The 16,111-nt window shown below is 44.8% G+C and carries 18 protein-coding genes; 15 read left to right on the forward strand and 3 right to left on the reverse strand.

Features of this window, described 5'->3' with window-relative positions:
- Positions 1 to 13: 13 nt before the first annotated feature.
- The 12 genes from ACPW7N_RS15355 (at position 14) to ACPW7N_RS15410 (ending at position 9,776) form a co-directional block, all read left to right on the forward strand.
- Positions 14 to 280, forward strand: coding sequence for an IreB family regulatory phosphoprotein (locus ACPW7N_RS15355; RefSeq protein WP_425652061.1), 267 nt, complete (start codon positions 14 to 16; stop codon positions 278 to 280).
- Between the two features lie 10 nt (positions 281 to 290).
- Positions 291 to 704, forward strand: a complete 414-nt coding sequence (gene ruvX / locus ACPW7N_RS15360) for a Holliday junction resolvase RuvX (protein ID WP_425651983.1) — start codon at positions 291 to 293, stop codon at positions 702 to 704.
- Positions 705 to 711: 7 nt separating this feature from the next.
- Positions 712 to 1,002 (forward strand): DUF1292 domain-containing protein, encoded by a 291-nt coding sequence (locus ACPW7N_RS15365; protein ID WP_425651984.1) that lies wholly within the window; start codon positions 712 to 714, stop codon positions 1,000 to 1,002.
- 65 nt (positions 1,003 to 1,067) lie between these two features.
- The gene (locus ACPW7N_RS15370) at positions 1,068 to 1,775 is read left to right on the forward strand and encodes a CPBP family intramembrane glutamic endopeptidase (protein ID WP_425651985.1); all 708 of its coding nucleotides are present in this window, start codon (positions 1,068 to 1,070) and stop codon (positions 1,773 to 1,775) included.
- 24 nt (positions 1,776 to 1,799) lie between these two features.
- Positions 1,800 to 2,264: a GNAT family N-acetyltransferase gene (locus ACPW7N_RS15375; protein WP_425651986.1), complete on the forward strand. Its 465-nt coding sequence runs from the start codon at positions 1,800 to 1,802 to the stop codon at positions 2,262 to 2,264.
- 238 nt (positions 2,265 to 2,502) lie between these two features.
- Positions 2,503 to 2,745, forward strand: a complete 243-nt coding sequence (locus ACPW7N_RS15380) for a hypothetical protein (RefSeq protein ID WP_425651987.1) — start codon at positions 2,503 to 2,505, stop codon at positions 2,743 to 2,745.
- A gap of 232 nt (positions 2,746 to 2,977) precedes the next feature.
- Positions 2,978 to 4,078: an endolytic transglycosylase MltG gene (gene mltG / locus ACPW7N_RS15385; RefSeq protein WP_425651988.1), complete on the forward strand. Its 1,101-nt coding sequence runs from the start codon at positions 2,978 to 2,980 to the stop codon at positions 4,076 to 4,078.
- A 68-nt stretch (positions 4,079 to 4,146) separates the two neighbouring features.
- A complete protein-coding gene (locus ACPW7N_RS15390) occupies positions 4,147 to 4,782 on the forward strand; it encodes an O-methyltransferase (protein ID WP_425651989.1) in 636 nt (211 codons plus the stop codon).
- Between the two features lie 180 nt (positions 4,783 to 4,962).
- Entirely contained in the window at positions 4,963 to 5,907 is a 945-nt protein-coding gene (locus tag ACPW7N_RS15395; RefSeq protein WP_425651990.1) for a peptidase U32 family protein, read from the forward strand.
- A 17-nt stretch (positions 5,908 to 5,924) separates the two neighbouring features.
- Entirely contained in the window at positions 5,925 to 7,199 is a 1,275-nt protein-coding gene (locus ACPW7N_RS15400; protein ID WP_425651991.1) for a peptidase U32 family protein, read from the forward strand.
- A 3-nt stretch (positions 7,200 to 7,202) separates the two neighbouring features.
- Positions 7,203 to 7,835, forward strand: coding sequence for a uridine kinase (udk, locus tag ACPW7N_RS15405; RefSeq protein WP_425651992.1), 633 nt, complete (start codon positions 7,203 to 7,205; stop codon positions 7,833 to 7,835).
- Positions 7,836 to 7,946: 111 nt separating this feature from the next.
- Positions 7,947 to 9,776 carry a peptidoglycan D,D-transpeptidase FtsI family protein gene (locus ACPW7N_RS15410; protein ID WP_425651993.1) on the forward strand — a complete coding sequence of 610 codons (1,830 nt, stop codon included), beginning with the start codon at positions 7,947 to 7,949 and terminating at the stop codon, positions 9,774 to 9,776.
- Here the strand turns inward: ACPW7N_RS15410 and ACPW7N_RS15415 are convergent.
- From ACPW7N_RS15415 to ACPW7N_RS15425, 3 genes are all read right to left on the reverse strand, one after another.
- Positions 9,700 to 10,185 (reverse strand): Mov34/MPN/PAD-1 family protein, encoded by a 486-nt coding sequence (locus tag ACPW7N_RS15415; protein ID WP_425651994.1) that lies wholly within the window; start codon positions 10,183 to 10,185, stop codon positions 9,700 to 9,702. The two genes, ACPW7N_RS15410 and ACPW7N_RS15415, sit on opposite strands and share 77 nt — an antisense overlap.
- A gap of 84 nt (positions 10,186 to 10,269) precedes the next feature.
- Positions 10,270 to 11,526 carry an MFS transporter gene (locus ACPW7N_RS15420; RefSeq protein WP_425652062.1) on the reverse strand — a complete coding sequence of 419 codons (1,257 nt, stop codon included), beginning with the start codon at positions 11,524 to 11,526 and terminating at the stop codon, positions 10,270 to 10,272.
- 460 nt (positions 11,527 to 11,986) lie between these two features.
- Positions 11,987 to 13,279 carry an MFS transporter gene (locus ACPW7N_RS15425; RefSeq protein WP_425651995.1) on the reverse strand — a complete coding sequence of 431 codons (1,293 nt, stop codon included), beginning with the start codon at positions 13,277 to 13,279 and terminating at the stop codon, positions 11,987 to 11,989.
- 283 nt (positions 13,280 to 13,562) lie between these two features.
- Between ACPW7N_RS15425 and ACPW7N_RS15430 the strand changes: the two genes are divergently transcribed.
- From ACPW7N_RS15430 to aceB, 3 genes are all read left to right on the forward strand, one after another.
- Positions 13,563 to 13,715, forward strand: coding sequence for a hypothetical protein (locus ACPW7N_RS15430; RefSeq protein ID WP_425651996.1), 153 nt, complete (start codon positions 13,563 to 13,565; stop codon positions 13,713 to 13,715).
- Positions 13,716 to 13,735: 20 nt separating this feature from the next.
- The gene (locus ACPW7N_RS15435) at positions 13,736 to 14,359 is read left to right on the forward strand and encodes an RraA family protein (protein ID WP_425651997.1); all 624 of its coding nucleotides are present in this window, start codon (positions 13,736 to 13,738) and stop codon (positions 14,357 to 14,359) included.
- A gap of 123 nt (positions 14,360 to 14,482) precedes the next feature.
- Complete coding sequence (gene aceB, locus ACPW7N_RS15440; RefSeq protein ID WP_425651998.1) at positions 14,483 to 16,090, forward strand: malate synthase A; 1,608 nt, start codon at positions 14,483 to 14,485, stop codon at positions 16,088 to 16,090.
- Positions 16,091 to 16,111: the final 21 nt, after the last annotated feature.

Here is a 16,111-nt window from a genome sequence, read left to right on the forward strand (position 1 = left end):
CGAGGTGTTGGTGATGAGTTCTATGGACAATACCATGAAGTTTACGGTACCTAGAGAGACAAATGAATCCGAAGTGAAGGAGACATTAACCGTTGTCTACGATGCTCTTCAGGAGAAGGGTTATAATCCTATCACGCAAATTGTAGGGTATCTACTTTCTGGGGATCCTGCTTTCATTCCACGCCATAACAATGCACGCAGCTTGATTGGAAAGATAGAGCGTGACCGTGTTATTGAAGAGTTGGTGAAGGTATACCTCTCCACTAACCGTCAGTCTTAAGGAGCTGTAGATGCGGATACTCGGATTAGATTACGGGGAGAAAACGATCGGGGTTGCTGTCAGTGATGAGATGGGTTGGACTGCCCAAGGTGTCGAAACCATTAGACGGCAATCAAAAGAAAAAGACTTCATCCGGTTAAAAGAACTGATCCAACAGTACCAGGTTGAAGAGATCGTTGTCGGACTGCCCAAGAATATGAATGGCTCGATTGGACATCGGGGAGAGAGCTGTCAAGCATTTGCGGCTCAAGTGGCAGAGCAAACCTCCCTGCCTGTGCACATGTGGGATGAACGGTTAACCACCATGGCTGCAGAGAAGATGTTGATCGCAGCCGATGTAAGCAGACAGAAACGCAAACAAGTAATAGATAAAATGGCGGCCACTTTCATCCTGCAGGGATATTTGGATGCCAAGTCGAGGTGAATCAATCATGAGTGACGAAATGGTAAATGAGTTTGAGGTTGGGGAAGTTATTGCCCTTTCGGAAGACGGAGACGATAATACACGCGATTTCCGTATTATGTACATTTTTGATATTGAAGAACGATCCTACCTGGTATTAGTACCAGTTGATCAGGAAGAACAAGAAGAGTACGAAGTTCACTTCCTGCGCTATGACGGTACAGATACCCTCTCTCCAATTGAGGATGACGAAGAATGGGAACAGGTAGAAGCAACGTTTGAGACTCTGATTGCCGAATTAGAGAATGACGAAATGTAAGTTGGACTGAAAAAAGAGAGAGGAGATAGTCTCCTCTCTTTTTTCATGAACAAGGAGTGCTTTGTATGGATTGGTTGACGTTTTTACTTATGATGGGAATGGTGCTACCTGGGATACTATTCATGGCATGGAGAGAATCAAAAATTGTTAAACTATTAAAACCAGAAGAGGAAGAAATACCGTTTTCTGTAAGCTTTATCACTCATCTCATCATGGTAACCCCCTTTGCTTTAGCGGGAGCATGGACTTATGATGATGCTGGTTTTAAAAAACCGAGTTTTTCTGAAGTCAATTCTACTGTTTTGCTTATCGGATTTGTTTGTGCATTGATTCATTTGCTGTACTATTACGGCTATATCGTAAAACACACGGAAAAAGACACAATTAAACGAATTGATACGGTGAGAAAAGAATTGGGAATAATGCCTCGGATTTTTTATGGTGGGGTCGTTGAAGAAGTTATTTTTCGCTGGGGTGTAGTGAGCATTTTGGTTTGGGCGACCAGTTTTTTGATCGGTAGAATCGATCTTACTTATTGGATTGCCATTCTTATTAGTTCTCTCTTATTTGCATTATTTCATCTCCCAGGAGCATACCAGATCGTAGATAAGCTGACTCCTGTTTTGCGAACATATGTTATTTTTGCCAATATGTTTGTAGGGATTTGTTGCGGTTGGCTTTTCTGGAAGTATGGCTTGTTGGCCGCAATTTCCTGTCACATGCTTTTTCATTTTATCTGGTACTTGTATGAAAAGGTGAGTTCCAAAACTTGAACTCAGAAAACAGGGGGAGTATCAGTGAGCACATTTCAAATTTTGCGGGTGAATAATCTAACCATTGAAGAAATCAAGCATCTCATCGACGAGTGCACACTTGAGGGATTTACTTTTATGACAAAGCTGCAGGATGAGTATGTCACAGGACAGAATCGATTTGACAAGCGAGGAGAGGCGCTTTATGTCGCACGTTTCGATCATAATATTGTTGGAATCTGCGGATTGAATCAAGATCCCTACGAGAAACAGTCAACAATCGGACGTGTCAGACATTTGTATGTAGCTAAGGAGTTTCGAAAACAGAGGATAGCCAGAGCGTTAGTCTCCCAAATCATCTATGAAGCAAAGGAATATTACCTTGAACTTACTTTACGCACAAACAATCCGGAAGCAGACAGACTATATCGTTCCATGGGCTTTTCAACAGAATCAAATTATGAAAGCGCTACACATATTCTCCCGTTATTGACAGGCAATTCTGGATGATTGAACTTTAGAAATGCTCATTTTATCAGCATTTTTCAGCAATTTTACATGTAAGCGCTTGAAGACAGAATATTGTTAATTTTGGTATAGCACAATTTACATATGTGACATACTTTTCACGGTTTATTAACGATTTATCCATATTTCCATGGTTCTTAAAACAAATTTTTCTCGTAGAATAGGGGTGTAAGTAATTTTCAAATAAAGTTTAGATGAGAAATTATAGGAGATGAAAATCATGAAAATGGTAATCGAACGGGAAGTAGTCGAGGAACAGGTCGCTGCAGAAGAAATGGGTACAGTTGTCGTAGTGTTTGCATCAGGCGACGTGAAGATGATTGAATCCATCCCGTTCTATGAATTCCAAGAGTGTGAGCAGGAGCGTCATTCGTTGAAATTGGGAGATCAGGAAATTACCTTTAATGATGAGGCTGTACGAGTGAAATGGTTTGATGAAGAAGCGATGGTGTACGGATACTAATACGTAAATATATAAACGATTTCGCAATCAAAAATTGATAGCTAGTTATGAGACCCATTTAGAGTGGGTCTTTTTTATATTTATTTGGTTGAGCCTCCACAAGAAGAAAGGTAAAATAGGTAAGATGCAACCAGTTCGAGGAGCTAAAATGTCAGAACATCGGACAAACTTCCTCCTTATTTGAACTGGATATACAATTGGGAAACGATGGATGGAAGAGGAGGCTCACCCTTTGAACCAAGTAAAGAAAGAACGGGAGAAAACCCCGATGCAAATTACCAAGAATAAAAGAAGAAATCGCCCAATTAAGCTCATGTTGTGGGGAATACTGCTGTTACTACTCGTCGTAGGAATTTCAGCTTCTTATGTATATTCACAACTTCAGGCACCAGCAGCAAGTGGTTCTACCCCAGTCAATGTAACCATTCCGTCGGGTTCATCCGTACGTGAGATCGGTGATATCCTTCAAAAGGAAGGGCTTATTAAAAATGCAGCGCTTTTCAGCTTGTATGTACGTACAAAAGATGTTGGCAATCGCTTGCAAGCGGGAAATTATCATTTTCAAAGAGGACAATCTCTAGACACGCTTTTGGAGTCCATGGCTTCTGGAGAGGTTGTTATGCAAACGACCCGATTCACTATTCCTGAGGGCTGGAATGTAGAACAGATCGCTAAAGGACTGGCTGACAAGGGAATTGTAAACAAAGAGAAGTTCCTCCAAGAGGTGAACAAGGGAGATTTTAGCGATTATGCATTTGTGAAGTCTATCCCGGTCAAAGAAGGGCGAAAATATCGCTTAGAAGGTTATTTATTTCCAGAAACATACGAAGTGAAAAAAGGTGCGAGTGAACATGAGGTCATCGCCAAGATGCTCTCGCAATTCCAAAAAGAAGTGAAGCCCGAGTGGATTACGCAACTGCAAAAACGAGACCTCAGCCTTGACGAGGCAGTTACGTTGGCATCGATTGTAGAACGTGAAGTTGTCGTGGATGAAGAACGACCAGTGGTTGCGGGTGTCTTTTTCAATCGCATTCGTGATAACTGGATGCTACAATCCTGTGCGACTGTTCAATTCATATTGGGAAAACAGAGGGATCGCATTACCTTTGATGACCTGAAAATCGAAAGTCCGTATAACACCTACCTGAATCCAGGGCTGCCGCCCGGTCCAATTGCGAGTCCAGGTAGAGCGTCACTCGCTGCAGTCGTTCAACCGGCGAAACATGATTTCTTTTTCTTTGTAACAAAGAAAGATGGATCGTCCCAGCACTTTTTCTCCAAAACGTTGGAAGAGCACATGGCCAGAGACGCAAAAAGTCGTGGAAATTGGTAGAAAACAATCTTTGTATGTTGAAAATGTGATATAATAAATCGTTATTGCAATGAGGAGCTAAATTACGGATGATTACCAATCCAGTTATCGAAGATTATCTTCATTCATTAATTCCCGAACGTTCCCCCCTTCTTATGCGCCTGGAACAACAGGCACATGAGGAGGGTATTCCCATTGTGCAGCTACCCAGTGCTCAAATGATGAGGCTGCTCTTATTAACTCATCGTCCAAAGAGAATCCTAGAGGTAGGAACGGCGATCGGATACTCGACGATCTGGTTGGCAGAAGCCGCTCCAGAAGCATCCATCGTAACAATGGAAATGGATGAGGACCGAATTAGCCAAGCTAGAAAAAATTTTGTTGAGGCTGGTGTTGCGGACCGAATCGAGTTGATCGAAGGGGATGCGACCAGGGGTTTACCAAATAGCTATCAATTTGATTGCCTGTTTATCGATGCCGCCAAGGGACAGTATCGTGCGTTTTTGGAGTTGTATCTGCCTTTACTTGTGCCAGGTGGATTAATTATCAGTGATAACGTATTGTTTCGGGGACTTGTCGCCACACCTGATGAATGTAACAAACGACAACGTCCACTGGTGGAGAAAATTAATCAATACAATCAGTTGTTGATGAATCACTCGGAGTTGGATACTTCGATTGTGCCCATCGGTGACGGAATTGCGATCAGCTATAAACGGTCGTGACCGCTTATAGCTGATCGCAAGCGATGCATCTAAGTTTTATGAAAAACGTCGAGACGTTTTTCACTTAGTTATAAACGGTCGTGACTGTCTGTAGCTGACCGCAAACGGTGAACTAAGTTTTATGAAAAACATCGAGATGTTTTTCATTTAGTATTAAGAGATAGAAAGGGTCGGATGTACGTGAAGAAACCTGAGCTTTTGGTTTCAGCAGGCAGCTTTTCAAGTGTATTCCCATTGATTGAAGCGGGAGCGGATGCACTGAGCATCGGTGAGGCTCGCTACGGGCTGCGCAATGCTGGACCATTTACCATAGAAGAAATCGAACAAACAGTGGCTATCGCTCATGAACGAGGCGTCAAAGTGTATGTCAATGTGAATACGCTTTTGCATAACGAAGAGTTGGATGAACTGGATGATTTTTTGATTCATCTGGAAAAAATCGGAGTGGATGCGATTGTTTTCGGTGATCCATCGGTTCTCATCACAGCAAGGGAAGTGGCTCCGAATCTCAAGCTTCACTGGAGTATGGAAATGCTCTCAACCAACTTTGATACAATTTCCTACTGGGCTTCGAAAGGTGCATCTCGAGCAGTTCTTGCCCGTGAGTTGACGATTGATGAGACGATCGAAAATCGTGAGAACTCACCTATCGAAATTCAGGCGCAAGTTCACGGGGCTACCTGCATCTTCCAATCCAGGCGTGATCTGGTCTCAGCCTACTTTGGCTATCAGGGAAGAGATATTGAGCAAGAATCTACGGGAATGGAACGTAAGCTGTTTATCAAAGAAGAGAAGCGCCATACGATTAATTACCCTGTTTACGAAGACAAGCATGGTACACATATCTTTAGTGCAGAAGATATTTGCATGATTGATGGCCTGGAGGATTTCGTAACAGGCGGAATTGACAGCTTAAAAATCGAAGGTGTATTAAAGCCTGACGAGTATACTATCGCTGTTACAAAACTGTATCGACAAGCACTTGATCTATGTGTTGAGGATATCGATGCTTATCGGGATCAGGCGTTTTCTTTCCTGGAAGCGATCGAAGAAATTCAACCAAAGGAACGACCTCTAAATACCGGGTTCTACTATAAACCACCGATTCCATATCAAACATCCTAAGAAGTGAGGTGAAAGGAATGTCAACCATCTTGACTCCTTCAACATCTGGCAAAAAGATAATCACACAAAAACCGGAATTGCTTGCACCTGCAGGTAATCTTGAAAAATTACAATTCGCTATTCGCTATGGGGCGGATGCTGTATTTATTGGTGGACAATCCTACTCGTTACGTGCCAACGCTGATAACTTCAGCTATGACCAGATGCGAGAAGGTGTGAAGTTCGCTCATGACCGCAATGCCAAAGTATTTGTAGCAGCCAACATCATTGCCCACAATGAAGATTTGGGTGGCATGCAAGAGTACTTCAAAGAGCTTTACAATATCGGGATTGACGCCGTCATTGTTGCCGATCCTGCCTTGATTCAAGCCAGCAAAAAAGCGGCTCCCAATCTGGAAGTGCACTTGAGTACACAAGCATCGACTACCAACTGGAAATCGGTGAAGTTCTGGAAGGACGAAGGGATCTCTCGTATCGTGCTGGCTCGTGAGGTTTCCATGCGTGAAATCCGTGAGATCAAGGATAAAGTAGACGTAGAGATTGAAGCATTTATCCATGGTGCGATGTGTATTGCTTACTCTGGACGCTGTGTGCTCTCCAACCATATGGCGATGCGTGATTCTAACCGTGGTGGATGTGCTCAGTCCTGTCGTTGGAAGTATGATTTGTTCGAGGACGGGTTTGATTTCGAGGCACATGAGGCCAAAGGAACACCACTCTTTGAAGAGGGTGAAGAACAGTACACGATGTCTCCGAAAGATCTCAGCATGCTACCGTACATTGCTGATATGATTGAGGCTGGAGTTGATTCACTCAAGGTAGAAGGGCGTATGAAGTCCATTCACTATGTGGCAACAGTGAGCCGTGCCTACCGTTTGGCTATTGATGAGTATTTCAGAGATCCTTCTAACTTCAAGATGAAGCAGGAGTGGATTGATGAAGTGTACAAATCGGCACCGAGAACACTGTCAACCGGATTTTTCTATGGCAATCCAAGTACAGAGGAACAAATCTTCGGTATTCCTGATCAACCAGTACCTTACGAATTCGCTGGACTTGTGGTAGACTACGATAAGGATACGGGATTGGCAACCGTTCAAGTACGCAATCATTTCAAGCCGGGTTCCAAGGTAGAGTTCTTTGGACCTGATACGTTCTTCCAACAAACCATTGGCAAGATCTGGGATGAAGCTGGCAATGAACTGGATGCTGCCCGCCATGCGATGCAATTAGTAAAGGTGAAGGTCGATAAGCCAGTAGTGGCTTACGACATGATGAGGAAGGAGATTTAAACCATGGGTCACCCCGTATTAATTGGGGTAGCCGGCGGTAGCGGTTCCGGCAAAACCACTGTAGCACGAGAGTTATATCGTCAATTTCAGGACGAGAGCGTGATCATGATTGAGCAGGATTCTTACTACAAGGATCAAAGCCATTTAAGTATGGAAGAGCGCTGTCTCACCAACTACGATCACCCGTTTGCGTTCGACAACGATCTGTTGATCACTCACTTGCATGAGCTGTTGAATGGCAAAGCAATTTACAAACCAGTATACGATTTCAAGGTCCATAACCGGGCGGAAGAAAAAATACTGGTTCAACCCAAGAACGTAATTATTCTGGAAGGTATGTTAATTCTGGAAGACCCGCGAATTCGAGAGATGATGGACATCAAGGTTTTCGTAGACACGGATGCAGACGTCCGGATTGTCAGACGAATTCGACGTGATATGGAAGAACGCGGACGCTCATTAGACTCAGTCGTGAACCAATACCTTGGTATCGTTCGTCCCATGCATTTGCAATTTATTGAACCGACGAAACGGTATGCAGATGTTATTGTCCCAGAAGGTGGGTTTAATCTCGTAGCCATAGACCTTTTGTCAACCAAGATTCGTGATATTTTAGCTGAAAAACAAAGCGGATAAGATCGAATAAAGAAGGCGTCATCGTGGATCACACGGTGGCGCTTTTTTGTTTTATCACCCCAACATTATGGAAAAACTGATGACCATCAGGAAATGCGGGGTGACGCTCTTTTGCAACTAATTCGATCAATTAAGCGAAGACATTTTATCATTTTGTTGCTTATTACGGCTCTATTTGGAGGATTACTGCTTCGCCTGTGGTGGATTCAAGTTGGATTTACCCATCACTTTACCGAGCACGACATCGATTTGGTCAAGAATGCCGTCAAACAAAGACAACAAACCATCATCCTGAACCATGGGCGGGGAGACATCACCGATCGCAACGGAGTACTGTTGACGGGCAAAAATCAGATAGGGCTGATCATTTTCCCGCTGGCAAGAGGCAGCATAGAAGGAACCAAATCTGTAACAAAGCTGGCTTCGATCATCAATCAGCCAGAAGAAGTCATCTCCAAAGCCATTCGGCAGGGGAAAACGCCTTCCATGCTGCGAAACGAACAAGGAGAAATCATCAGAATAACTGAGCAACAGGCGAAAGATATCAATGAACTGCAAATATCAGGAATCCTTGCTTTATCTGTTACTGAAAGATACAAGCAGGACGGTGGCGCAAGACAACTGATTGGCTATGTCAGTCAAAATCCGGAACTGATCAAGCAAAAATACGAAACAGAGCTCATCACAGGTCAGATCACGTTGGAATCAATGATTGGTGCCAGTGGATTGGAGCGAAGTTTTGACCGTTTTTTACAAGGTAACGAGCCATCCAGTCTTTCGTATTATGTCGATGGAAAAGGCCATCCACTACGTGGGCTAGAGATTAGACATAAAGCAAATGACAATGCTTTCTACCCGCTTACCTTGGTCACGACGATCGATCAATCCATCCAACAGGAACTGGAACGAGTGGCAGATGAGATGAAGATGCGGGAGGGATCAATCGTTGTGCTCGATGCCGAGACGAGTGATGTCATCGCCATGGTGAGCAGACCTGACTATGACCCGGCACATGTAGATGTGAACAATGGTGCATGGCGCAATCATGCGTATGTCCAGCTACCACCCGGGTCAGTTTTTAAGACTGTTGTTGCTGCTGCAGCATTAGGTGAAGGTGTCGTATCGCCGAATGACACGTTTCTTTGTGAGGGTGAGTACGGCAAGTATGGTTTTTCCTGTTGGAATAAAAAGGGGCACGGACATATTACCATGCAAGAGGCGTTTGCCCAATCATGCAACATTGCTTTTGCGGAGATTGCCAAAAAAGTAGGAGGCGCGCGAATCGATGAATATGCCAAACGCATGGGGGTGGCTGTACCGGTCGGCTGGACGACAGAACATCTCTACAAGCTGGAGAATTTCAAGCAGTTGGATGGAGAGGAACAAGGGAGAGTTTTTGCAGCGAACAGTTCACAAGATGACGAAGGGATACTGATTCAGTCAGCGATTGGACAACGTGATGTTCGGATGACGCCCCTGCAAGCTGCCAATATGATGGCGACAATTGCCAGACAAGGCCAAGCGCAACAAGTACGGCTCGTGTCAGAAATAACGTATCGGAATGGTATAACCTTTCACCACTTTTCCCGACAACCACTTGCTGCAGCAGGTATAGACAGGCTCACAGCCAAAAAGCTGACCACTTTTCTCGCCAATGTTGTTGGTGAGGGAACGGGAGAAGCGCTTCAGGGCTTGCCTTGGGAAGTCGCTGGAAAAAGCGGAACTGCCCAGACCATATCGGCTGGGCAGAACGTCGATCATCAATGGTTTGCCGGGTTTACTCCTGTGGATAAACCCAAATATGCGATTGCAGTTGTCATGGAGAATCTCCCTGCCCACGCTTCTCACAAAGCGACACAGTTGTTCAAAAGAGTCGTCGTCTCACTGGCTTCTGATAAATTTCAATCTGATCCACTTCCCGAAACTTACCGGAGAGAATAAAAGCACGAGCAACAAGATCATTACGCTTGTTCAGACCAACGATTAACATCACCGGTGAAGCTGAGGTGTAAACCTTATTGGTGCTTTTATGGTACACGGTTTCCCGATCGCTTCGACTGGGAGCAAGTCTCCGAATGGTATGGCTATGCCAGTCTCCGATATAGTGAAGTCTGCCGGCAGTTTTAAGGCGAACCCTTTTTGCGAGTCTCTTAAGGTGAGAATCATCAAATAGAACAGCATTTCGTGTTTGAACTGCCCTAGGTCCAGGTTCACTGGCATAGCCAACAACCCAATCCCCCTCTGGTGTCTCAAAGCCCATCAGAATGCCGCCCGTTTCGATCGTGGGTTGTTTGCGAACCGCTTGGTCGATTTGTTTCCATGCTCTGGGAGTAAGATACAGTGTCGTCAATTAGAACTCCTCCTTTCACCGAAGATGCGGTTTGAGGGATCGCTCTATCTTATGACGAATGATCTTACTGTGCTATTTGAATTTTTACTCGGAGCCCACAGCTTCTTTTAGCTTCTGACCGTCTGATGGTTTGTGCTTTAACAAAGGCAACATCACGATGACTCCGATGACAAACATCACGGTTGCAAGCTCAAAGATCCCAACAAGTGAGAACATTTCCTTCAGCCAGCCTGCGCCTGTCATCGACAACACCATGGTTCCCATAAACAGAGGTGTCAAGATTCCGTTAACACGCCCTACAAAATCGGAAGTAGTATTTTGCAAGATCATCGTATTGATACCGATATGAATACATGGCATGACGAGGCCGCAAATAAATTCTGCCACGAGCGTTATCCACAACTGAGTAGACAGTCCCATGATCAGGAATCCCAATGCACTCACCGACATCCCCAAAATCAGCAGTTTGAGTGGAGAGGTTTTTCTTGCTAACCCCATCGTCAAGCCACCACCGAGGATCATGGCCACTCCGAAGGTTGCCATCAGCCACTGAAGTTGTTCCTTAGGCAACCCTAAACGTTCCGTTACGAGAAATACTGTTAACGGCTGAGTAAGCCCAATGGCTAGGCCTGCTGCTGCAAAACAGCCACCTAGTGCAATCAAAGCTCGATTGTCTAGCACGTAAGCAAATCCTGCTTTCATTTCTTGCCACAACGTAGTTTTCTCTTTCTGTTCTTCCGTGTCACGATCGGGTGGAAGAAGGACTAAGATGGCAGCAGAGACCAGGAAGGCCACTCCCATCACGCCAATGGCTACGTTGATACCATAATGCTGGAAGACAAAAGTCCCGATAATCGGCCCCAGAATCATAAATACCGCAAACAGCGTTTGATACATCGACATCCCCATTTGGATCAGTTCTTCAGCAACATGCAGCTTGAACAGCTTCATCCCGGATGGCTGGGAGAACTGAGAAAGGATGGACGAGACCAGCGTTGCGAAAAAGACTGCCTTCCAGCTTCCGAAGATGAAGGTCAAGAGCACGACGAAGATGGAAACAGCACTGAGGATGTCACACCAGATCATTGTGCGTTTGGGGCGCCAGCGATCAGCGAATGTACCACCGATAAACGAGAATAAAAAGATTGGAGCGAACTCCGCAACAGAAATGAGCGAAACAGCAACTGGATCTTCATTGGTTTGTTCCATCACATAGAGCAGGATCGAGTAGTTACGTACCCAGATCCCAATTTGCAGGAAAAAGACAGACATCAGTATGGTTCGAATTACTTGATTGCGGAACAATGATCCCATGGATACTTTTGGGGATGTGGCAGTCATTACGTCCTCCTTGGTTACTTCAAGATTTTCAGTATCCCTGCTATTCGTATTGTCTCTCAAAATAAAAAACCTCCTTATCCATTATCTGGATAGGAGGTGGCAGTCGAAGGGAAAAAATAAAGACAAACAAAACGGTCATGACCGTTTTGTTGACCGCAAGCGGTCACATCCACTTTTTATGAAAAACGTCGAGACGTTTTTCACAGAAACAAGGCTGTCTTTATTGTTCCATGTGAAAAAGAGCGCACTAATCCTATCCAGAAACATTTTCGTTATGAGACGAATGTTTTACGTGAGATGAGGATTAGAAGATCATTGTCTTAATGGTCACCCTTTTCATTGGAATTTAGGCAATTGCCTAAAAAAACAGTAACTACATCCTACTCTATTTCCATTAGTTTTAGCAAGCTTTTTTACACAAAGGAAATGTAAAAAAATATAAATAATCCACACTTTCCCTTTAGTTTGGAAGGCTGACGCTCAGCTTTTGATTTTTCCCAATTCGCATAACGATACCGGCTGCGATTATACAAAAGATCCCTGCTGTGAAGAAAGTAAAGGTATAACTGCCTAACATGGTATGGAGCGCACCACCACCATAAGCAGCTACAGCAGCACCCAATTGGTGGGCAGCGAGAATCCAGCCAAACAGAATCCCTGCGTGTTGTTTTCCGAAAATATCCGTTGTGAGGCGTACTGTCGGTGGAACAGTTGCTACCCAATCCAAGCCATAAAAGACGATGAATAACCCTAAACTGAAATGTGATGAGTTCAGTGCGGATGGTAACAACAAGAGAGACAACCCGCGCAGACCATAATACCAGAATAAAAGCCAACGATTGTTGAGCCGATCGGACAGCCAGCCGGAAGCAGTGGTTCCAATGATGTCGAAGATTCCGATTAATGCCAACAGACTTGCAGCAGTTACTTCCGGTATGCCGTGTTCAATACAGGCAGGGATGAAATGAGTTCCAATTAGTCCATTCGTTGAAAGTCCGCAAACGAAAAAACTGAAGGCAAGCAACCAGAAGTCGACTGAGCGTGAACCTAATCGGAGTCCATGGAATGCAGCTTTAAAAGGGTTATTTTTGGAGCGGCCTTCATCCGGGGCAGGTTCTGTTGCACCATAAGGCAAAATTCCTTTGTCGCTCGGGCGATCCCGCAACAACAACGCAACAAATGGCAGGATCAGCAAAGCTGCGATGGCCGTAGTCCAGGATGCCGAACGCCAGCCATAGGTAACTGCCAAATGTGCCAACAACGGCAAGAACACCAGTTGACCAGTAGCTCCACTCGCTGTCAAGATACCAACGACCAGTCCACGTTTGGCTACAAACCAGCGATTGGCGATAACAGCTCCCAGGACAGATGCTGTACAGCCGGTTCCAAGTCCAACGACTACGCCCCACAGTAAAGTAAGCTGCCAGGACATATGAATGAAGGTCGTAAGCGAAACCCCGATAAAGAGAAGCGAAAGTGCAACCAGTGTGACACGCCTGATGCCGAATCGCTCCATGAATGCTGCGGCGAAGGGACCAACCAGCCCGTATAACAAAAGGTTGATTGCCAAAGCGAATGATATCGTTGACCGAGTCCAGCCAAATTCCTGTTCAAGTGGAACCATCAAGACACCAGGAGTCGAACGAATACCTGCACCGATTAACAGGATGAAAAATGTAAGTATCGCTACCACCCAGGCGTAGTGCATTCGCCTGTTTGAGGGTTGGTGGGATTGGTTTGTATCAACTGTCATTTCATTCACTCCTTGCCCATTATGTAGTCTGGATATTTCGAATCATAGAACAATAGTAGCGGATACGGTGATGCTTGTAAAAACAAAAGAATCGATAGGTGCAATTGAAAAAATCGATAGCAGCATAGGCACCAGTCAAGCCCAAATTGCAAAAAAATAGAAAAAGGATATTGATCCCCCTGAAACGCTGTTATATAATAACTATCAAACGATAGATAATGTATTAGTACAGAAGCGGGAGAGAAATATTCTACAGCCAAATTGGATAGGGAGGAATGAAAAAATGAATTGCCAACGTTGTGAAGGACACGGTGAAAGAAACTGCCCACATTGCCTGGGAACAGGGTACGACCAGCATGCAGAGACTTGTGCGAATTGTCTGGGAGACGGTCATGTTTTTTGTATTACTTGTGGTGGCACAGGTAATGTTGACTAGAACAGAGGAGGTGCATATGAATGGTCGAGCAAACAAAAACAAGATGCATACCAACTACTTGCTTGTCTGATGCACTGGGTGGGTTGAACAATCTGGATCCTTCGATCAAACCAATCCACGAGAAGTTCAAAGTAAGAGGCAAGGCATTCACAGTCAAGGTAAGAGCCGCAGACAACCTGATGGTTTTGCGTGCGATCTATGAAGCAGAGCCTGGTGATGTCCTCGTTATCGATGCAAAAGGATATGAATATAATGCGGTTTGCGGAGATTTCGTCATCGGTCTTGCACAGATTCTAGGCATACAGGGTGTAGTGATCGATGGGGTTGTACGGGACATTCGTGGCATCAAAGAGCTGAATTTTCCGGTATTTTGTAAAGGCAGTACCATTGCAGCAAGCGGAAAATCCGGTGCTGGGGAGACGAATGTGCCGATATCATGCGGCGGTGTTGTAGTACACCCTGGTGATCTCGTCGTAGGTGATGCTGATGGGGTAATTGTTATTCCAAAAGCAAGAACGGAAGAAGTGCTGCAACTAGCAATCATCAAACTGCAAAAAGACAAAGAGCGTGAGGATAAGGCACTGTCCAGCCCAGAAGCAGCACGCAGATATTTGGCAAACCTATTTGCTGAAAAAGTGAAATAAATGTCAGAAAATTGTTGTCAATTCGAAAATATCTGTATTATAATACAAAACGTAAACTTATAACTGTTGCATAATAGAAAGATAGGAGTTACCTGTTAAACGAGAGGAGGGAATACCGCTACCATGCCTTCTGCTATCAAAAAGTATCCCGTAGGTGTTGAATTTGTAACACCCATACCGACGGAATACGCTGAAATATTGACACCAGATGCCGTTGATTTTGTCACTCGCCTGCAGCGAATTTTTGGTCTGTATCGAGAAGAGCTTCTTGCGAAAAGAACACAAAGACAAAAAGAGATTGACGAGGGAAGATTGCCGGATTTTCTTCCGGAGACAGAGCAGATTCGCAATAGTGAATGGACAGTTGCTCCCGTGCCACAAGATTTGCAGGATCGCCGTGTAGAGATTACAGGGCCTTCCGGGGATCGCAAAATGGTAATCAACGCTTTCAATTCTGGCGCCAAGGCGTTCATGGCTGACTTCGAGGATGCCAACTCGCCTACCTGGGAGAACTCGATTCAAGGTCAAATTAATCTGCGTGATGCCATTCGCCGCACTATTGATTACACAAGCCCGGAAGGCAAGCAGTACGCTTTAAACGACCAAATTGCCACACTTCTCGTTCGCCCTCGAGGTTGGCATCTGGAAGAAAAGCATATGCTGGTTGACGGGAAACCGGTTTCGGGAAGTTTGTTTGATTTTGGCCTGTATTTTTTCCATAATGCCAAAGAATTGGTAGCGAGAGGGTCCGGTCCTTACTTTTACTTGCCGAAGCTGGAGGGTCATCTGGAAGCGAGATTGTGGAACGATGTGTTTGTCTACGCACAACATCGACTGGGAATCTCGCAAGGAACAATCAAGGCAACTGTACTAATTGAAACCATTCTTGCCACCTTTGAGATGAATGAAATCCTGTATGAATTAAAAGAGCACAGTGCTGGACTGAATTGCGGACGGTGGGATTACATTTTCAGTTTTATCAAAAAACTGCGGAATCGCCACGACGTCATCCTGCCAGACCGAGCACAAGTGACGATGACTGTACCTTTCATGGCTGCCTATACTGAACTCACCATCCAAACCTGTCATCGGCGCAACACTCACGCAATGGGTGGTATGGCAGCACAAATACCGATAAGAAATCACCCTGAAGCCAATGAAGTGGCGATGAACAAAGTGAGAGCAGACAAGGAAAGGGAAGCAAAGAACGGTCATGATGGAACATGGGTAGCTCACCCTGGGCTGGTTCCAATTGCTCTCGAGGTGTTTGACGAGCACATGCCTACTGCCAACCAAATCCATCGCAAGAGAGAAGACGTACATGTAACAGCTCAAGATTTGCTTGCTGTCCCCGAGGGAGTCATCACGGAAGAGGGAGTTCGAACCAATGTCAGCGTCGGTATCCAGTACATCGAAGCATGGTTGCGTGGATCTGGAGCTGTCCCAATATTCAATCTAATGGAAGATGCAGCAACGGCTGAAATCTCCCGGGCACAAGTATGGCAATGGATTCGTCATCCCAAAGGTGAGCTGCAAGATGGTCGTAAAATCACACTGGAATTGGTCCAGCAGATCATCCGGGAAGAATTAGACAAGATCAAACAGCAAATCGGTGAACAGGCATTCGAAGCGAGTAAATTTGCGCTTGCTACCCAACTGTTTACCAATTTGATTCAGGAAGATGAGTTCTCAGAGTTTCTCACAATACCAGGTTACAAGCATTTTGAATAGAAAAAAACAATATGGAGAGGG

The organism is Brevibacillus nigriterrae (assembly GCF_049846925.1).
Classification (GTDB): domain Bacteria; phylum Bacillota; class Bacilli; order Brevibacillales; family Brevibacillaceae; genus Brevibacillus_H.

Coding starts and splice junctions, on each gene's coding strand:
- ACPW7N_RS15355 (WP_425652061.1), top strand. CDS start 14: ATGAGTTCTATGGACAATACCATGAAGTTTACGGTACCTAGAGAGACA.
- ruvX (WP_425651983.1), top strand. CDS start 291: ATGCGGATACTCGGATTAGATTACGGGGAGAAAACGATCGGGGTTGCT.
- ACPW7N_RS15365 (WP_425651984.1), top strand. CDS start 712: ATGAGTGACGAAATGGTAAATGAGTTTGAGGTTGGGGAAGTTATTGCC.
- ACPW7N_RS15370 (WP_425651985.1), top strand. CDS start 1,068: ATGGATTGGTTGACGTTTTTACTTATGATGGGAATGGTGCTACCTGGG.
- ACPW7N_RS15380 (WP_425651987.1), top strand. CDS start 2,503: ATGAAAATGGTAATCGAACGGGAAGTAGTCGAGGAACAGGTCGCTGCA.
- ACPW7N_RS15390 (WP_425651989.1), top strand. CDS start 4,147: ATGATTACCAATCCAGTTATCGAAGATTATCTTCATTCATTAATTCCC.
- ACPW7N_RS15400 (WP_425651991.1), top strand. CDS start 5,925: ATGTCAACCATCTTGACTCCTTCAACATCTGGCAAAAAGATAATCACA.
- udk (WP_425651992.1), top strand. CDS start 7,203: ATGGGTCACCCCGTATTAATTGGGGTAGCCGGCGGTAGCGGTTCCGGC.
- ACPW7N_RS15420 (WP_425652062.1), bottom strand. CDS start 11,526: ATGACTGCCACATCCCCAAAAGTATCCATGGGATCATTGTTCCGCAAT.
- ACPW7N_RS15425 (WP_425651995.1), bottom strand. CDS start 13,279: ATGACAGTTGATACAAACCAATCCCACCAACCCTCAAACAGGCGAATG.
- ACPW7N_RS15430 (WP_425651996.1), top strand. CDS start 13,563: ATGAATTGCCAACGTTGTGAAGGACACGGTGAAAGAAACTGCCCACAT.
- ACPW7N_RS15435 (WP_425651997.1), top strand. CDS start 13,736: ATGGTCGAGCAAACAAAAACAAGATGCATACCAACTACTTGCTTGTCT.
- aceB (WP_425651998.1), top strand. CDS start 14,483: ATGCCTTCTGCTATCAAAAAGTATCCCGTAGGTGTTGAATTTGTAACA.